This window comes from Clostridium sp. HCS.1 (assembly GCF_047900555.1).
In the GTDB taxonomy this organism is placed as follows: domain Bacteria; phylum Bacillota; class Clostridia; order Clostridiales; family Clostridiaceae; genus Clostridium.
In genome coordinates this window covers 2,492,418-2,511,183 of the sequence record NZ_CP170704.1, presented here as the reverse complement: position 1 = coordinate 2,511,183, position 18,766 = coordinate 2,492,418, and the positions used below count along the sequence as shown (strand labels likewise).

Here is an 18,766-nt window from a genome sequence, read left to right as displayed (position 1 = left end):
TTAAACTTTAATCAGGAAAAATTTTTGTTATAAATAAATATAAGATTATGATGGAAACGATTCCAAGATTATTTGGTAATTTAATAAAAGGAGGATAAATATGAGGGTAAATAGTGTTTTAAAACACAAAGCTAAACTAATTATATTTACAGTTATTCTATTTTGTTTAACATTAATACCAATACCCAATAATATGGTGAAAGCAGATATTATTGGAAATCAAAAGATTAAGGTTAGATTTTTAAAAGAAGACAGTGACTATTCTGGCTGGAATATTTGGACTTGGTGGACCAATAAGGATGGTCATTCAATTGAATTTACACATAAGGATGATAAAGGAGTATATGCTGTAATAGATGTACCAAAATCAGGTGAACTTGGAATAATAATTAGAAAAGGAAACTGGGAAACTAAAGCTACAGATGATATTAAATATGATTTATCAAAGGGTGAAAAGGAAATTGTAATAACTGCTGGAGTTATAGATAATGAAAATCCAAATCCAAAAGATGTAGTATATGAGGATTTATATAAGGATTTTTCCAAAATTAATATAAGAGTTAATTACAATAGAGCTGACAGCGATTATGATAAATGGAAATTATGGAACTGGGTAGTTGATGGAAGAGAGGGTTCAGAAGATACTGTAACTCTATTTACAGAAGCTAATGAATATGGAAAAGTTTCAAATTTATCATTTTCAGACATAACCAAGGTAAATAAGAAGGTTGGAGTTATAGTTCGTACAGCAGAATGGTCTAAAGATGGAAATGATAAGCTAATTGACTTAGCATATCTTGATAGTAATGGGAATTTAGAGGTTTATTATAAGCAAAATGATGATACAACATATTATGTAAAACCAGTTATAGATGTTGAGCCTCCAACTGAAGGAGATATAGTAGCTGATGAATTGGTTAATCAGCCAGGAGGAAAAAATAAATGGTATATAGCAGGATCCTTCCAAGGATGGAATAATAGTAATTCAGAAACTAAATTAAAACATTTGGCAGATGGATTTTATCAGTACTCAACAGTTTTAGAAGCAGGCAGTCATCAGTTTAAAATTGTGAAGAATGGAACATTGGATGGATTTAGTTATAATGGAGATAATTTCATCTTAAATTTAGCAGAAAGAAGTAAGGTTAACTTTTATGTTAATGAGGAACTTAATGAGGCTAGAATAAATGTCCCAGGTGTTACTGGTTTACAACAATATATTCCAGAATTAAGTAATGATAAATGGCCAAGGTTAGTTGGAGATATTCAAAAAATATTTGGGGAAGGAGAATGGTCTCCAGAAAATGCTAAACAAATGTTTGTAGATTATAATTTTGATGGTAGTTTATATAAATTACAGAGAAATTTACCAGCAGGAAAATTTGAGGCTAAGGTAGCTTTTGGATCAAATTGGGATGAAAGCTATGGAGCTGAAGATGGAGGTAATTTAGTAATAAACACTTTAGATCCATCAGATGTAGTTTTTGAAATAAATTATAAAGGAAATAAAGTATTAACTTATAACTATAAGCCAACAGAAGGAACTTTTGATGGGCTTATAAACAAATCAGCAATAAAATTTGATTCAAGAAGTATTACATTTAAAAAGCCATTTGGAGCAATAAAAGAAGAAAGTGAAGATTTAACTTTAAGAATTGGAGTTGCAAAGGATGATGTACAGGTTGCCAAGGTTGAGCTTATAGATGGCAATGGGGTTGCAAAAAGCTATGATATGAGAAAAGCAACTACAATTAATGATACGGATTATTATGAAGTGATAATACCTAAATCAGATTTTAAAGGTATTGGAATTTGGGGTTATAAATTTATATTAGTAGATGGAAAAACAAAGATAGAATATGGTGATGATGGGTTAAGTGGAGGTAGTGGCACAACTGCTGAAGAAGGTGTATTACCATATAATTTAACTGTATATGAGAAGGATTATAAAACTCCTGATTGGATGAAAGAATCTGTAGTATATCAAATTTTCCCAGATAGATTTTTTGATGGAAATAAAGAAAATAATAGAGCTAAGTTAGTAGATGGATATAGAGGATATATTGATAGTGATGGAAGTCTTAAGCCATATGATATTCAATATTTTGATGGAGGAGTAGAAAATGAACCAGCTCCATCACAAGTATGGGGGTCATGGAATGATTATCCTGAAAATCCTAGACATGGAACTCCTGAAAATAAACCCTATTATCCAAATTCAAAAACAGATAATATATGGACCAATGAGTTTTATGGTGGAGACATTCAAGGTATAGAAGATAAACTTCAATATTTAAAATCAATAGGAGTAACATCTATTTATTTAAATCCAGTAGCCTGGGCTGCATCTAATCATAAATATGATGCAACTGACTATAAGTCATTAGATCCAATGTTTGGGGAACCTGTTTATAACAAAAAGGGAGATCCTACATCAGGTTTAAATTATGAAGCAACAAGAGCAGCATCAGATAGAGTTTATCAAGCCTTTGCAAAAGCAGCAGAAGCTAATGGTATTAAGCTAATAGCAGATGGTGTTTTCAACCATGTTGGAGATGATTCTATATATTTTGATAGATATGAAAAGTATCCAGAAATAGGAGCTTATGAATATTGGAGAAAAGTATGGGATAAAGTAAATACTGGAATGTCTCAAGAAAAAGCAGAAAAAGCAGTAATTAAGGAATTTGAAAGCCTTAAAAATCCTTTAACTGGTAAGAACTACTCATATCCAGAAGATTTTAAATTCACAACTTGGTTTAAAGTAGAAAATCAATGGGTTATTAGAGATAAAGATGGTAATCTTTTAGAACCAAAGGATCAGCATTATAAATATGAAGGCTGGTGGGGATATGATTCATTACCAGTAATGGAAGCAAAATCTCCTCAAGAAGGAGATGGATTAGCAATTCCAGGAAATCATGAGTGGAATAATGTTGATTATAGAGAAAATGTAATTGGCTATGATTTAACAGGAATGAGTGATAAGGAAGCAGAAAAAAATATGGAATACGCAGCATCTCAAAGATGGATTTGGATGGGTGCAAGAGGATGGAGATTAGACGTTGCTCCAGATGTATCAACAAGTACATGGCAAAAGTTTAGAGAAGCTGTAAAATCAACTACGGGAAGATTAGATGTTAATGGAAATGTAATAGATGATCCAATTATATTAGGTGAAGAGTGGGGAGTAGCTACTCATTATTTATTAGGAGATCAATTTGATTCAGTAATGAACTATCAATTTAGGGCTGCACTTCAAAACTATATAATAAGTGGTAATGCAATAAACTTTAATAATGCATTGGAAACTATAAGAGAAAATTATCCAAAGGAAGCATGGCAAGCTATGCTAAATTTAGTAGATTCTCATGATACCATACGTAATATTACTAAGATAGATAATCCTACATGGGAAGAAGAAAATACTAAGATAGCTCCAGAAGCTTCAGATAATGCATTAAAGCTACAAGCATTAACTGCTATATTCCAATTGGGATATCCAGGGGCACCTACTATTTATTATGGTGATGAAGTGGGGGTAACTGGAACTAAGGACCCTGATTCAAGAAGAACATTCCCATGGGAGAGAATTACTGAAGTTAATGGAGATTATTCTGCTGTAGGTAGATATTCAGATTTGTTTGATGTATATAAAAATGCAGCAAAAATCAGAAATGAAAATCTTGAAGTCTTTGCAACTGGTGAAATTCATACAGCTTATGCAAATGAAAACGTAATTGCTTATGCAAGGAAAAGTTCTGAAAAAGGTGGATTATTAGTTTTAAATCAATCAATGGAAGAAAAAATTATAGAAGCAGATGTAGCAGGATTTTTACCAGAAGGTTTAGAATTGAAGGACGAATTATATGGAAATATTACTTCATCTGTAAAAGATGGAAAAGTAAAAGTTACAATTCCAGCTCAAACAGGATTAATGATGATATCTACAAATAAGATTGTGGCAGTTGATAAGGTACAAGCATTAAAAGTAAATGCAGAACAAGGAAAAGTTACTCTTACTTGGAATGCAGTTAATGGTGCTAATAAGTACAATATTTACAGGACTAATCTTGAAGGTCAAAATGCTGAAAAGATTGGTGAAGAAACTAGTACTAGCTATATTGATGAAAATGTTGTAGATGGAATAAGATATTACTATTATGTTACGGCTGTTAAGGATGGTGGGGAAAGTGAATTTAGTAATTCAGTAACTGCATTACCATCATATAATATAAAATCTATTAGTGAACCTAATACAGTTAGTGATTTAACTATTGGAGTAGGCATAAAGACAGAAGAAATAACAGTAAATATAAATATACCAGGGTTAACAGATAATAGTGAATATAAGGATAAGGAAATTCCAAACTTTGAAGCTAAGCTTATGTATTATAAGGATGGAACATCAAGAGATAATGCAAATAGTACTAAGTTAAGGTATAAAAGGGATTCAGAAGATGGATCAAAGGTTTACTATGCAACATTTGAGCCAACAGAAGCAGGTATATATAAATACTATGCAAAAGCAACAACAAATTCAGGAGATAGTTATACAGAATCAGCTGAAGCATCAATGAAAGCAATTATTAATAGTGATGCTACTACAGCTCCTAAAGCACCAGTACTTGGTGATATACTTGTAGAGTCTAATAGAGCTAAAATAACCTGGGAATCAGATGGCATTAATGTTAAAGGCTTCGAGATTTATCGTAAAGAAGGAAATATGGAATTTATAAAAATAGCTGTTGTAGATAAAGCTTCTAAAGAATTTATAGATTTCACAGTAAGCAATGATAAAAACTACACTTATAAAGTAGCAGCCTATGATAATTTTTATAATAGAAATTATTCAGAAGAAAAATCTGTTACTCCAACATTAGTAATGGTAGATGTAACTTTAAGGCTCCATATTCCAAATTATACACCAGCTACAGATGATATTTATATTGCTGGAGACTTAAACGGGTGGAATGCAGCAGGTGGAAGGCTTACAGTACCAAGCGGAGCAACCTCAAGAGATGTAGTAGAGTATAAATTTAAAATGATGGCTGGAAAGAGTATTCAATATAAATATACAAGAGGATCCTGGAGTACAGAAGCCTTTACAAGTCATAATCGTATTCCAAATGACACTGAAGATTATGGAAACTGGGCATATAGTTCAACAGATACTAATATGAAATTAACCATTAAAAATCAAGGTGGCAACTCAATGCTTGTTGATGATTATGTACTTCGTTGGGTAGATATGCCTATGATGATTTCAATGCCAAGAATATCTTATGGGGATAATATTGAATATGAAACTTCTGAAAAGGAATTTACATTAAAGGTTAAGGTTCCATATGGAGTAGAATTTACAATTAATGATGAAGATATAAATAAATTATATTCTGGTGCTATGGATGAGTATGGCAATGTATATGTAGAATCAATAGGGCTAAAACCAGGAATGAATGAATTTAAGCTTCATATTAAACCTACACAAGAAACTATTGACTTACCTTGGTATACTGATGATGGTAGAGCTTCACAAGCAACTAAGACAATAGTAATGAAAATTAATTGCACAGCAGAGCCTGAAGAACCAAAACCAGAAGAGATAAAAGTTACAGGAGTAAGCTTAGATAAATTATCAGCAGAATTAAAGATAAATGAAAGCTTAGAATTAAAAGCTAATATAGCACCAGAAAATGCAACAAATAAAGAAGTTACTTGGACATCAAGTGATGAAAAAATTGCAAAGGTAGATGGAAATGGAAAAGTAATAGTAGTTGGAGCAGGAAAAACAAGAATAACAGTAACTACAAAGGACGGAAACTTTAAAGCTTCATGTGAGATTACTGTGAAAAATGAAGAAGAACCAAAACCAGAAGAGATAAAAGTTACAGGAGTAAGCTTAGATAAATTATCAGGAGAATTAAAGATAAATGAAAGCTTAGAATTAAAAGCTAATATAGCACCAGAAAATGCAACAAATAAAGAAGTTACTTGGACATCAAGTGATGAAAAAATTGCAAAGGTAGATGGAAATGGAAAAGTAATAGCAGTTGGAGCAGGAAAAACAAGAATAACAGTAACTACAAAGGACGGAAATTTCAAAGCCCTATGTGAAATTACTGTGAAAAATGAAGAGACACCAACAACACCAACGAACCCAACAACACCTATAGAAGGAAATATAGTAGAGAAAATAGAAAACCTTAATGGTAAAAATGAAATAGTAATAGCGAATCCATCAAATGAAATTAAAGTTGAAATAAAAGATATTGAAGCTATTAAGTCTGGAAATGGATATTTAGAAATTAAAAATGGAGAAAATATTATAATATTACCATTCTCTTTAATTGATAAAGATTTATTGAAAGAAGGTTCAAGTATAATTTTTGAAATGAAGATTAATGAAGATAAAAATATTACTTCTGGAATCAAAGGAGTTAAAAAAGTATTTGAATTTAATCTATATATTAAAAATGGAAATGAAGTAACAAGCATTCATAACTTTAAAGATGGAGTTGCAACTATAACAATTAAATTATCAGATGAAGATATAAAGGGATTAAATAAAGATAATTTAGCTGTATTCTACTACGATGAAAGTATTAAGAAATTCCATGAAATGGAAAGTGCTGTAAAGGGTAATGAAGTAACATTTAAAACTCCTCATTTTAGTAAGTTTATAATTGCTGAAAAAGGTAAAAATGAAAATGGAATTACTTTACCAGCTACTGGTGGAAATAACCCAACTTATTTATTAGTTTTAGCAATAATTATGATATGTATTGGAGCTATTACAATATCTTCAAAAAATAAAAAACTTAAAGAAAGTTAACTAAATAAAACTGCTGATTTTTATCAGCAGTTTTTTATTTTATTAATAAATTAAGTTAATATTATGTACAAAATTGTAGTAATTAATTGGAAATTTAACCTATATAAACGATATAATATGACAGAATAATTTCTTGTACAATGTTAGAATGAACTTAATGGATAAAACTCTAAATCTTATAAGTTAATGATGATTAATATACTTAATACATAGATGATAATTTATTATGGATAACATATTAAATTAACATATGTAAATCTAATATCTAAAATATTTGTAGATATAAATTAGGGGGGGATATATGGGGGGATGAAGTTATTTTTTTATAATGTTATAAGACCATTAATGAAGATTTAGGGGGATGAAAATGAAAAAGCTTTTAAAAAGCAAATTATTAAGCTTATTTTTAGCATTTACTATGATACTAGGTTTAGTTACTATTCCTGTAAAGGAAGTTAAAGCTGAGAGTAATATTATAGTAGAGGACTTTGAAAAAGGAAATAAGGGATCATATGCTGAGGGAACAGTTAAACTAGAGAGTGGAGAATGGAAGTTCTCAAATGCAATGATAGGAAATCAAAGCGGTGATATAAAGGAAGGCTTAATTGCGGCTAGAATAAGGGCCCAAGGCTCTATAGAAATGTTATTTGATATTTCTAGTGCAAGTAAAGTGGAATTCTTGTATGGCAATTTTGGAACTGATAAAGATACTAAGATAGTGCTTCAAAAATCTTTAGATAAAGGTTCAACATGGTTAGAAGTTGGAAAAATAGATAATAAAGATAATGAAGTTTCACCTAAAAAGGCAAGCTTTGATATTAATGAAACTAGAGAAGTAAGATTTAAAGTATCATCAACTAATGGAACTAGTAGGGTAAATATTGATAATTTTACAATTTATCAAGGTGATTCTGAAAAAATTGAACTTGTAGATTTAAAGTCTGATGAAAATGTTATTTTAGAAATTGGAGAATCTAAAAAATTATCTGTTTCATTTGAACCAGAAAATACTACTGAAAAAGGTGTTAAGTTTGAAAGTTTAAATCCAGAAATTGCAACTGTTGATAATGAAGGTAATATTACTGGAATTAAGGATGGAAATGCTAAAATAAAAATAACATCAACAGTAAATGAAAATATATCAGCAGAAACAAATATAGTAGTTAACAAGGCCTCAGATAAAGTTGGACCTGAAATAAAAGATATTTATCCAGCAGCTGGAGCAAATTTAGGAGATTTAAGAAAACCTGAAATAAAAGCTACAATAACTGATGAGTCAGGAATTGATATTGATTCTGGAAAATTATATTTAAATGGAAAACTTGTAACCGCTAACATTAATGAAAACATAATTAGTTATAAAGTTTCAGAAGACTTAATAGATGGACAATATACTGTAAAACTTGAAGTAAAAGATACTTTAGGTAATTTATCAGAAAAAGAGTGGAAGTTTACAGTAGGAGAAGTATCTAAAAATTTATATTTTGGACAATTACATTCTCATACTAATTTATCAGATGGAACAGGAACTGTAGATGAAGCTTATCAATATGCAGAAAATGTTGCAAATGTAGACTTTTTAGCAATAACAGATCATTCAAATTGGTTTGATAATGACACTAAAGCTAATATTGCAGATGGTTCAGCTAGTACTAAGTGGAAAATTGGAAGAGATGCAGCTAATAAGTATAATAAAAACGGAGAATTTGTTGCAATTTATGGATATGAAATGACATGGTCTGGCTCAACTGGTGGATATGGTCATATGAATACCTTTAATACAGAGGGATTCGAAACTAGAACAAATAGTAAAATGAATCTTCAAGGATATTATAATGCTTTAAAAACACAACCACAATCATTATCACAATTTAATCATCCAGGAAAAACCTTTGGAGATTTTAGTGATTTTGCTAATTATGATAAGGAAATTGATAAGGTTATAACATTATTAGAAGTTGGAAATGGAGAAGGAGAAATAAGAAGTTCTGGATATTTCCCATCTTATGAATATTACACAAGAGCTTTAGATAAGGGATGGCATGTAGCACCAAGTAATAATCAAGATAATCATAAGGGTAAATGGGGTAATGCTAATACCGGAAGAACAGTTATAGAAGCTTCAGATCTTTCAAGAGAATCAATTTATGATGCTATAAGAAATATGAGAGTATATGCAACAGAAGATGAAAATTTAAAAATTTCATATGAAGTAAATAATAATACTATGGGAACAATTTTACCTAAAACAAATAATCTTGACTTTGAAGTTAATGTTGAAGATATAGATAGTGGAGATAATATCAAGAAAATATCTATTATTGGAGATGGTGGTAAAGTTGTTAAGTCTATAGATAATGTAAATTCTACAAATAAAAAGTGGGAATTTTCATTAGATCAATCAGTAAGTTCTTATTACTATGTAAGAGTAGAACAAGCTGATAAAGATATAGCTGTAACAGCACCAGTATGGGTTGGAGAAAGAGAAAATTTTGGGATTTCTACAGTTGATAAGGATAAAGAAGTATTACTAGCAGGGGAAGATTTTAATATTGAAACTAATATCTATAATAATGAAGGAAATTCAATTAATGATATTAAAGTTGAATATTATAAAGGTGATGAAGAAACTTCATTTAAATCAGATACTATAAATACCATAGAGGCTGGAAAAACTTTCACTGCAAAACTACCATATAAGTTTGATAATCCAGGAACGTATTCTTTTGTAGTAAAGGTATCAGCTACAATTAATGGTATTTTAAAAGAATTTAAATCTTCAATTACAATGGAAGTTTTAGGAGAAAATGAAGTATCTACAGTAGTTATTGATGGAGCACATCAAAATCAATATGTTACTGGAGATTATGCTGATAAAGTTACTACTTTAACTGCATTAATGGCACAAAATAATATAAAAGCAGTTATAAATAAAGAAAAAATAACTGATAAAGTATTAGAAAAGGCATCACTACTAATATTATCTGATCCACAAAGTACAACTAATACAACTTATGGATTAGCACCTCATAAATATGACCAAGATGAATTAGATGCAATAGCAAGATTTGTACAAAAAGGTGGTAATATTGCAATAACCTCTAAAGCAGATTATAAAGATGCTACTGGAGATTATGGAAATGCATCTCAAGGAAATTCAGTACTTCAGGCAATAGGAGCAAATATAAGATTTAATGATGACCAAGCTACTGATGATAATAATAATGGCGGGCAAGCATTTAGATTGTATTTCACTAATTATAATACAGAAAGTACTTGGTTAAATGGAATTGACACAAGTAAGAAATATAGCTTCTATAGTGGCTCAACCTTAGTAGTGCCAAATGATATGGCTAATATAGATGTTTTAGTTAGAGGACATGAAACCACATATGGAAATGATGCTGATGCTCAAAAAGATAACGTGACAATTGAAAAAGGAAATGTAGTAGGATTAGCAGTTGAAACATTAAATAGTGGGTCAAAAGTATTTATATCTGGAGCAACCTTCTTCTCAAATTTTGAAATGGATGGATTAGATTATTCTAATTATCAAATTACTGAGAAAATGTTAAAGGAATTAGCATCAGCACCTACAATAAGCGTAAGTAAAATAGCAGATGTTAGAATAGATAGTAATAATGATAATTTACCAGATAGATATGGTGAAACAGTAGTTGTAGAAGGATATGTAACAGCAGCTTCTAATGCAGCAGCTCCTGGAAATACATTCTTTGATGTAATATATATTCAAGATGATACTGCTGGATTAACAGTATTTGGTGTTTCTAATTTAAATATAAAACTTGGACAAAAAGTTAGAATTAAGGGACGAGTTTCATCATATTTAAATGATGCACAAATAGCATTGAAAAATGAAAATATAGATGTTCAGATAATTGATGAGAGTATAAATTTAGTTGAAGCTACTAAGCTTTCTACTAAAGATAGTATGCTAGAAGAAAAGGAAGGCCTTTTAGTTAAGATAGAAGGAAAAGTAACTAGAATTGAAGGGCAAAATATTTTTGTGAATGATGGCTCTGGAGAAGCTAGAGTTTACGTTGAAGGATATATAGGAAGTAGCGTTAATCCAGGAGTTGCTGATGAGTGGAAGTCTAGAGTTAGTATTGGAGATACTATATCAGCTATAGGATTAGCATCTGAAGATCCAGAAGGTCATAGATTAAGGGTTAGAGATTCAGCTGAAATAAAAGTATTAAAGAATAAAGATATAGAGATAACTTTATTCCATACCAATGATAGTCATGGAAGAGTAAAGAGTGACAAAGATACAATAGGAATAGATGTTATTTCTCAAATGAAGAAAAACACAGCTAATTCACTTCTTTTAGATGCAGGGGATACTCTTCATGGATTACCTTTTGCAACATTAAAGAAGGGTGAAGATATTATTAATTTAATGAAATTAGCAGGATATGATGCTATGACACCAGGAAATCATGACTTCAATTATGGATATGAAAGATTAGTAGAATTAGTAGAAATAGCAAAAGAAGGAGAAAATGGATTCCCTATAATTTCAGCTAATACAATAAAGAAAAATGATTATCTAATGGACACTAATATTATTAAAGACATAGATGGAGTTAAGATAGGTATTTTTGGATTATCTACTCAAGAAACAGCTTATAAAACTAATCCTAATAATGTAATTGGTATAACTTTTAGAGATCCAATAGAAACTGCAAGAGAACAAGTAAAAGAGTTAAAAGAAAAAGGAGCAGATATTATAATTGCTTTAGCTCATATTGGATTAGATGAATCTAGCCAAGTAGTATCAACTATGATAGCTGATTCTGTTGATGGAATAGATGTAATAATAGATGGACATAGTCATAGTAATTTAAAAGATGGATTAACTACAAAAAATGGAACTTTAATTGTGAGCACAGGAGAATATGAGAAGAATTTAGGAAAAGTAGTTATTACATTAGATAATACTTCTAAAAATTTAATTAGTAAAAAGGCTAGCTTAATAACTAAGGCTGATACTTTAAATTTTGAAGCAAATAGTGTTGTATCTAATAAAATAAAAGAAATTGATGCTGAACAAAATGAATTTTTATCTAAAGTAGTAGGAAATTCAAAAGTAAATTTAGATGGACTTAGAGAGCATGCAAGAACTCAAGAAACTAATTTAGGTAATTTAATTACAGATGCTATGATAAATGAAACAGGGGCAGATATAGCTATTACTAATGGTGGAGGAATACGTGATAGTATAAATGTTGGTGAGATAACTAAGGGAGAAATAGTAAAGGTTCTTCCATTTGGAAATTATATAGTAACTAAAGCGTTAAAAGGAGCTCAAATTAAAGAAATTTTAGAACATGGAATTAAAGCTTATCCATCAGCAGCTGGACATTTTCCACAAGTTTCAGGTTTAAACTTTGTGTTTGATGAAGCAAGAGAAATAGGAAATAGAATAATTGGAATAACTATAAATGGAAAACCAATAGAAATGGATAAAGTATATGTTGTTGCTACAAATGATTTCATGGCAGTTGGAGGAGATGAGTATCCTAACTTCTCTAAAGTATCAACATTAAATGAATATAAATCATTAGAAGAGGCTTTAGAATCTTATATAAATAAGATAGGTGATGTAGATTATTCTGTAGAAGGAAGAATTAAAGTAGGTAAAAATACTTTACCAACTATAAAGGCTAATGATATTACTCTAAATCTAGGAGATGAATTTGATCCATTAAAATATGTTACTGCAATAGATAATGAAGATGGAGATATAATAGGATGGATAAAAGTTACTGATAATACTGTGAATGTAAATAAAGCAGGTATTTATAAAGCTGTATATGAAGTTAAAGATAGTGTTGGTGAATCAACAAAACTAGAAATTAAAGTTATAATTCAAAAAACTTCAGTACCAGAGGAGATAAAAGTTACAGGAGTAAGCTTAGACAAAACATCAGCAGAATTAAATATAAATGAAAGCTTAGAATTAAAGGCTAATATATCACCAGAAGATGCAACAAATAAAGAAGTAACTTGGACATCAAGTGATGAAAAAATTGCAAAGGTAGATGGAAATGGAAAAGTAATAGCAGTTTCAGCAGGAAAGGCAACAATAACAGTAACAACAAAGGACGGAAACTTTAAAGCTTTATGTGAGATTACTGTGAAAAATGATGAAAAACCAACTACACCAACTAATCCAACAACTCCTGTAGAAGAAAATATAATAGAAAAAGTAGAAAATCCTAATGGTAAAAATGAAGTTGTAATAACTAACCCATCAAATGAAATTAAACTTGAAATAAAGGATATTGAAGCCATAAAATCTGGAAATGGATATTTAGAGATTAAAAATGGAGAAAATATTATAATATTACCATTCTCTTTAATAGATAAAGATTTATTGAAAGAGGGTTCAAGTATAATTTTTGAAATGAAGGCTAAAGAAGATACAAGTATTACTTCTGGAATTAAAGGGGTTAAAAAAGTATTTGAATTTAATCTTTATGTTAAAAATGGAAATGAGATAACTAATATTCATAACTTTAAAGATGGAGTTGCAACTGTAACATTAACACTATCAAATGAAGATTTAAAGGGATTAAATAAAGAAAACTTAGCTGTATTCTACTACAATGAATATACTAAGACTTATGAACAATTAGAAACAAATATAAATGGAAATGAAATAACATTTAAAACATCTCATTTTAGTAAGTTTATAGTTGCAGAAAAAGCTAAAAATGAAAATGGAGTAACTTTGCCAGCTACTGGTGGAAATAATCCAACAACAGGAATAGCATTTGGATTAATACTGCTATTAATAGGAAGTAGCTTTATATTCAGGAAAAAGAAAGAAAAATTAAATATATAATAGAAATAAAAGAGGTTGTGAAAACGACCTCTTTTATTTTATAAAACTCTTAAAAATGCTAATATAATTAACATAGTCCCTGAGAGCCAGGATAAATCCAAGGTAGTAATTTCTGCAAATCTTTTCCCTATATAAGATCCAAATAAAATAGCTAATATTCCAATAACAATGGAAACTACAAAAACTTCAATGTAATTAATTAGTATTAAACTACTACCAAATCCAACGGCTAAACTATCTAAGGATAAGGCAATAGATAAGTATATGGCTTCTTTATAAGATAAAACTTTAGATTTATCAATATCTGCTTTTGTTTCATTAGCATAGACCTGAAGCACAAAATTAAAATCAAATAATCTAAAATGTAAAGGAGAAGAATCCTTTGCTTTATTATTTATATAAGATTTAAGTAACCCTTCAAATAACCTATAAAAACCTAAGAAAAATAAAATAGAAAAACTAAAAATTTTAGCAGTGGTAATAGAGATATAATTTTGAAGTAAACTACCTAATATTAATGAGATACCAAGCATACTAGAGGAGATAAGGTCCACTATTAATGCTGAAATTAAAGGAATCTGAATTTTACTACTGCCATAGGATATACTTGCTATGAATGAATCTATAGATACGGATAATACTAATAATAAAATTTCTAACATATTTTATCCTCTGAAAAAATTGATATTATATACTATAAAATTAAATTTATAAAGTTACAAAAAATGACTTTCTATATTAAAAATAATATAGTATACTAAAAAAATTAAAGGATATTATTAAAATAATGGACAATTAATATGAAGGAGAATAAAATGGATAAAAAGAATACTAATATTAGTGAAGATGAAAAAGTTATAATGAGCTTTTTAGATGAAAATGGAGAAAAAGTAGATTTTGAAGCAGTAGCAAAGGTTTACTTAAAGGAAGTAGAATATTTACTTTTAGCTCCAATAGATGATGAAAGCGAAGATATTTATGTATTTAGAGTAGATGAAGTAGATGGAAAAGAAGAATTAAACCTAGTTGAAGATGATAAAGAATTCCTTGAGGTAAAAAAGGAATATAAAAAACTATTATATTAATTGGAGGATATTATGAACAGTAATGATATAATTGAAATACTTGAGGAAAATAATTTAACAGAAATAGAAGAACTAAAGAATGAAGATGGAGTTTTTCTTGTAAAGTTTTTTTTAGATTTTGATGATGACGTGTTAAGTGCAGCTAGAAGCTATGCAAATGATGAAAGTGATTACGAAGAAGAAAGTGATGAATGGTATAAGGAATATTTTATACCTTACCTATATGACTACGGTAATGATGAAGTAGTTGATATTATAGAGGAAATTGTTGAAGAGTTAGATATTGCCGGAGAAGTAATGGCTTTTCAAATGAATTCATCAAGTTTTGAATTTATTCAATTTATGGCTTTATTTACTGAAGAAGATACAGATATTACAATAGAAGATGTAGCTAAAGAGTATATTTGTTAAAGGTTTAACTTAGAGGGAAAATATTCTATTGCATGTATTTAAATTTATGTTATAATTATATTATAATAAATCCTGAGATGTGCGCTAAGCTTATAATATTCAACCTACATTGAATATACGGGATTTGCGAAATCTAACTGTATGTCGGGCTCCAATTATTTGCAGCATTGCAACGGGAGAAGACAGAGAATTAGTGAGCTTAACCCACCTGCGAGTAGCAGGTATGAATATTTAAGTGACCGGCATGTTGGGAATATATATGTATTTAATACCTCAAAAAAAGAGGTATTTTTTATTTTAAGCATAAAAACTTATAAATAACTTATAATGTTTTTATGCTTAAAAATATATATTTTTTAATTAATTTTTCTATATTATTTATGAAAATACATAATAATAATTAGGTAAATAAATTAGGCAACTTTCCTTACAGGATTGCTACATAAGTTTTTTCTAATGTATTTATTAAATATATGCTTTTGATTTTTAGTTATTAGCTTGTCCAAGTCTTGTGAAAGATATATTATTAATGGATTATTAGTAGAAAGGTATCTTAATAAAAAGTTAAGTAAAGCTTTTTTTCTTTTTATTTTTCTACTATATTTTTTTGTCATAGTTAGCACCTCCTATTGAACTACAAAATACAATATCATATAACAATATTATACCAAAAAGTATAAAAATGTAAAATAAAAAGATGTAACAAAAATCTACAAAAAGATTTACGATTTGCTGTTGAATTGCTTTATTTTTTGTTAAAATAAATAAAATATGCAAGTAGTAATTATTGTAAATGATTACAAATATAAAGAGTATATAAGTTGATATTAATAGAAAATCAATGTAAAATAAAATTAAGATGCTGTTATAAGAAAGGATGAACCAAGGATGGATTATATGAATATGAAAATGGATGATGTTATAAAGAGAATAAATGAACTTTATAAAAAAAGTAAAGAAGAAGGACTAAATAACGAAGAAAAAGAAGAACAACAAATTTTAAGAAGAAGATATATTGATAGTGTAAAAAATAATTTTAGAGCTCAATTAGAAACGGTAGAATTAAAAAAAAGAAATTAAAGGGTGATAAATTTGTCAGTTACAGTTGAAAAGTTAATAAAAGATTTTGACTTGGAAATCTTATCTGAGGGAGAAAAGGGAATTGAGATATTTGTAAATGATATAAATAGACCAGGATTGCAATTAACAGGTTTTTATAATTACTTTGCTCCAGAAAGAATTCAAGTTATAGGAAAAGCTGAGTGGAGCTTTTTAGAAACTATGGGAATAGAACTAAGAAGAAAAAGAATAGATAAATATTTTAGTTTTAATTTAAAATGTTTAATTATTACAAGAGATTTAGAACCTCAAGAAGAATTAATTAAAGCTGCTTTAAAAAATAAGGTTTGGTTACTTAGAACCGATTTAGTTACTACTAAATTTATAAGTAAATTGACTATTTATTTAGCAGATAAATTAGCTCCTGAAACAAGACTTCATGGCGTTTTAGTTGATGTTTATGGAATAGGAATATTAATTACTGGAGAAAGTGGAATAGGAAAGAGTGAAACTGCTCTTGAATTAATAAAAAGAGGACATAGATTGGTAACTGATGATGCTGTAGATATTAAAGAAGTTGATGGTGAACTTATTGGTAAGTCTCCTAGAATAACAATAGGTATGCTTGAAGTGAGGGGAATTGGAATTATTGATGTTGCATCATTATATGGACTGAGCTCCATTCTTCAAGAAAAAGATATACAACTTCTTATGCATTTTGAGCATTGGAAAGATGATGGAGATTATGATAGATTAGGATTAAATGATGATCGCCAAGATATATTGGGAGTTAAGGTTAAAAAACTAAGAGTTCCAGTTAGACCAGGTAGAAATATTGCCGTAATTATAGAAGCTGCTGCAGTTAATTACAGACATTCTCTTATGTCTGATGTTACTCCAGTAGATATAATTGAAAGAAGAATGGACAAAATAATAGAGTAATATAAAATATTAAAAATATAAGGAGGATAATATGGTTAATTGTGAAAAAGAGAACAATCCTTGGTTAAAATATCAAGGGGAAAAAAGAGAGGAACTATTTGATTTCTGTAAAGGATATATTGATTATATGTCAATATGTAAAACTGAAAGAGAATGTGTATTAACTAGTATTGAAATGGCAACAGCTTTTGGTTTTAGAAATTTAGAAGAAATTATAGAAAACAAAGAAAGTTTAAAGCAAGGAGATAAAGTTTATTTAAATAATAAAGATAAAACTTTAGCCTTATTTATAATTGGTGAAGAGCCAATGGAAAAGGGTTTAAGAATCCTAGGTGCACATATTGACTCTCCTAGATTAGATTTAAAACAAAATCCATTATATGAAGATACTAACTTAGCAATGATGGAAACTCATTATTATGGTGGGGTTAAAAAATATCAATGGGTTACACTTCCTTTAGCTCTACATGGAGTTGTAGTTAAAAAAGATGGAACTAAGATAGATGTAGTAATTGGAGAAGATGAGAGAGATCCTGTTGTAGGAATTTCAGACTTATTAATACATTTATCACAGGATCAACTTCAGAAAAAGGCTAACGTAGTAGTTGAAGGAGAAGATTTAAACATACTAGTTGGAAGTATTCCATTAGAAGGACATGAAAAAGATGCTGTTAAAGCTAATATTTTAAACATATTAAAAGAAAAATATGATTTTGAAGAAGAAGACTTTATTTCTGCTGAAATAGAAGTAGTACCAGCAGGAAGAGCTAGAGAATATGGATTAGATAGAAGCATGATAATGGCTTATGGCCAAGATGATAGAGTATGTGCATACACATCCTTAATGGCTATGCTAGATGTTGATAATACTAAATATACTAGTGTATTACTATTGGTTGATAAAGAAGAAGTTGGTAGTAATGGTGCAACAGGTATGCATTCAAAATTCTTTGAAAATGCTGTAGCAGAAGTTATGGATAGACTTGGTGAATATTCAAGTTTAAAATTAAGAAGAGCTTTATCAAATTCCAAAATGCTTTCTTCAGACGTTTCAGCTGCCTTTGATCCAAACTATCCATCTGTAATGGAAAAGAAAAATTCAGCTTATTTTGGTAAGGGAATAGTATTTAATAAATATACAGGTGCTAGAGGAAAATCAGGATGTAATGATGCAAATCCAGAATACATTGCATGGCTTAGAAATATTATGGATAAAAATGATGTAGTATATCAAACTGCTGAGCTTGGAAAAGTTGATCAAGGTGGCGGCGGTACTATAGCTTATATATTAGCAGAATATAATATGGAAGTTATAGATTGTGGTGTAGCTCTACAAAACATGCATGCTCCTTGGGAAATAGCAAGTAAATTAGATATATATGAAACAATGAGAGGTTATAAAGCTTTCTTAGAAGAAGAAACTAATTAACATAAAATATAGAAGGATATAAATATTATATAACTATGATTTTTGAAGAGAAAAGTCTAAGGATTATAATATTTATATCCTTCTTTTTCACATATATTTATTATGTGAATATAATGTATGGAGGTTAGGAGGGG

9 protein-coding genes and 1 other RNA gene are annotated in these 18,766 nt (G+C 29.1%); 8 read left to right on the top strand and 2 right to left on the bottom strand.

Annotation, left to right across the window (positions count from 1 at the left end; genetic code table 11):
- Positions 1-100: 100 nt before the first annotated feature.
- Positions 101-6,835 (top strand): alpha-amylase family glycosyl hydrolase, encoded by a 6,735-nt coding sequence (locus ACFYH6_RS12040; RefSeq protein WP_416178688.1) that lies wholly within the window; start codon positions 101-103, stop codon positions 6,833-6,835.
- A 367-nt stretch (positions 6,836-7,202) separates the two neighbouring features.
- The gene (locus ACFYH6_RS12035; protein ID WP_416178687.1) at positions 7,203-13,706 is read left to right on the top strand and encodes a 5'-nucleotidase C-terminal domain-containing protein; all 6,504 of its coding nucleotides are present in this window, start codon (positions 7,203-7,205) and stop codon (positions 13,704-13,706) included.
- Positions 13,707-13,744: 38 nt separating this feature from the next.
- Here the strand turns inward: ACFYH6_RS12035 and ytaF are convergent, their stop codons facing one another.
- Entirely contained in the window at positions 13,745-14,368 is a 624-nt protein-coding gene (ytaF, locus tag ACFYH6_RS12030; RefSeq protein WP_416178686.1) for a sporulation membrane protein YtaF, read from the bottom strand.
- Between the two features lie 153 nt (positions 14,369-14,521).
- On the opposite strand from ytaF, the gene ACFYH6_RS12025 reads away from it, so the two are divergent.
- The 3 genes from ACFYH6_RS12025 to ssrS all read left to right on the top strand — a co-directional run bounded on the left by ACFYH6_RS12025 (position 14,522) and on the right by ssrS (position 15,460).
- Positions 14,522-14,791 carry a DUF1292 domain-containing protein gene (locus ACFYH6_RS12025; RefSeq protein WP_316345592.1) on the top strand — a complete coding sequence of 90 codons (270 nt, stop codon included), beginning with the start codon at positions 14,522-14,524 and terminating at the stop codon, positions 14,789-14,791.
- A gap of 12 nt (positions 14,792-14,803) precedes the next feature.
- On the top strand, positions 14,804-15,202 hold the full coding sequence (locus ACFYH6_RS12020; RefSeq protein WP_316345591.1) for a hypothetical protein: 399 nt from the start codon (positions 14,804-14,806) through the stop codon (positions 15,200-15,202).
- Positions 15,203-15,268: 66 nt separating this feature from the next.
- Positions 15,269-15,460: non-coding RNA, 6S RNA (gene ssrS, locus ACFYH6_RS12015), on the top strand.
- A gap of 155 nt (positions 15,461-15,615) precedes the next feature.
- Here ssrS and ACFYH6_RS12010 read toward each other — a convergent pair.
- Positions 15,616-15,816, bottom strand: coding sequence for a hypothetical protein (locus ACFYH6_RS12010; RefSeq protein ID WP_416178685.1), 201 nt, complete (start codon positions 15,814-15,816; stop codon positions 15,616-15,618).
- Between the two features lie 274 nt (positions 15,817-16,090).
- On the opposite strand from ACFYH6_RS12010, the gene ACFYH6_RS12005 reads away from it, so the two are divergent.
- From ACFYH6_RS12005 to ACFYH6_RS11995, 3 genes are read left to right on the top strand one after another with little or no spacing between them, the layout of a single operon-like run.
- A complete protein-coding gene (locus tag ACFYH6_RS12005; RefSeq protein ID WP_316345260.1) occupies positions 16,091-16,282 on the top strand; it encodes a DUF896 domain-containing protein in 192 nt (63 codons plus the stop codon).
- A 12-nt stretch (positions 16,283-16,294) separates the two neighbouring features.
- Entirely contained in the window at positions 16,295-17,203 is a 909-nt protein-coding gene (gene hprK / locus ACFYH6_RS12000; protein ID WP_316345258.1) for an HPr(Ser) kinase/phosphatase, read from the top strand.
- A 31-nt stretch (positions 17,204-17,234) separates the two neighbouring features.
- Positions 17,235-18,632 carry an aminopeptidase gene (locus ACFYH6_RS11995; protein ID WP_316345256.1) on the top strand — a complete coding sequence of 466 codons (1,398 nt, stop codon included), beginning with the start codon at positions 17,235-17,237 and terminating at the stop codon, positions 18,630-18,632.
- The last annotated feature ends 134 nt before the right edge of the window (positions 18,633-18,766 follow it).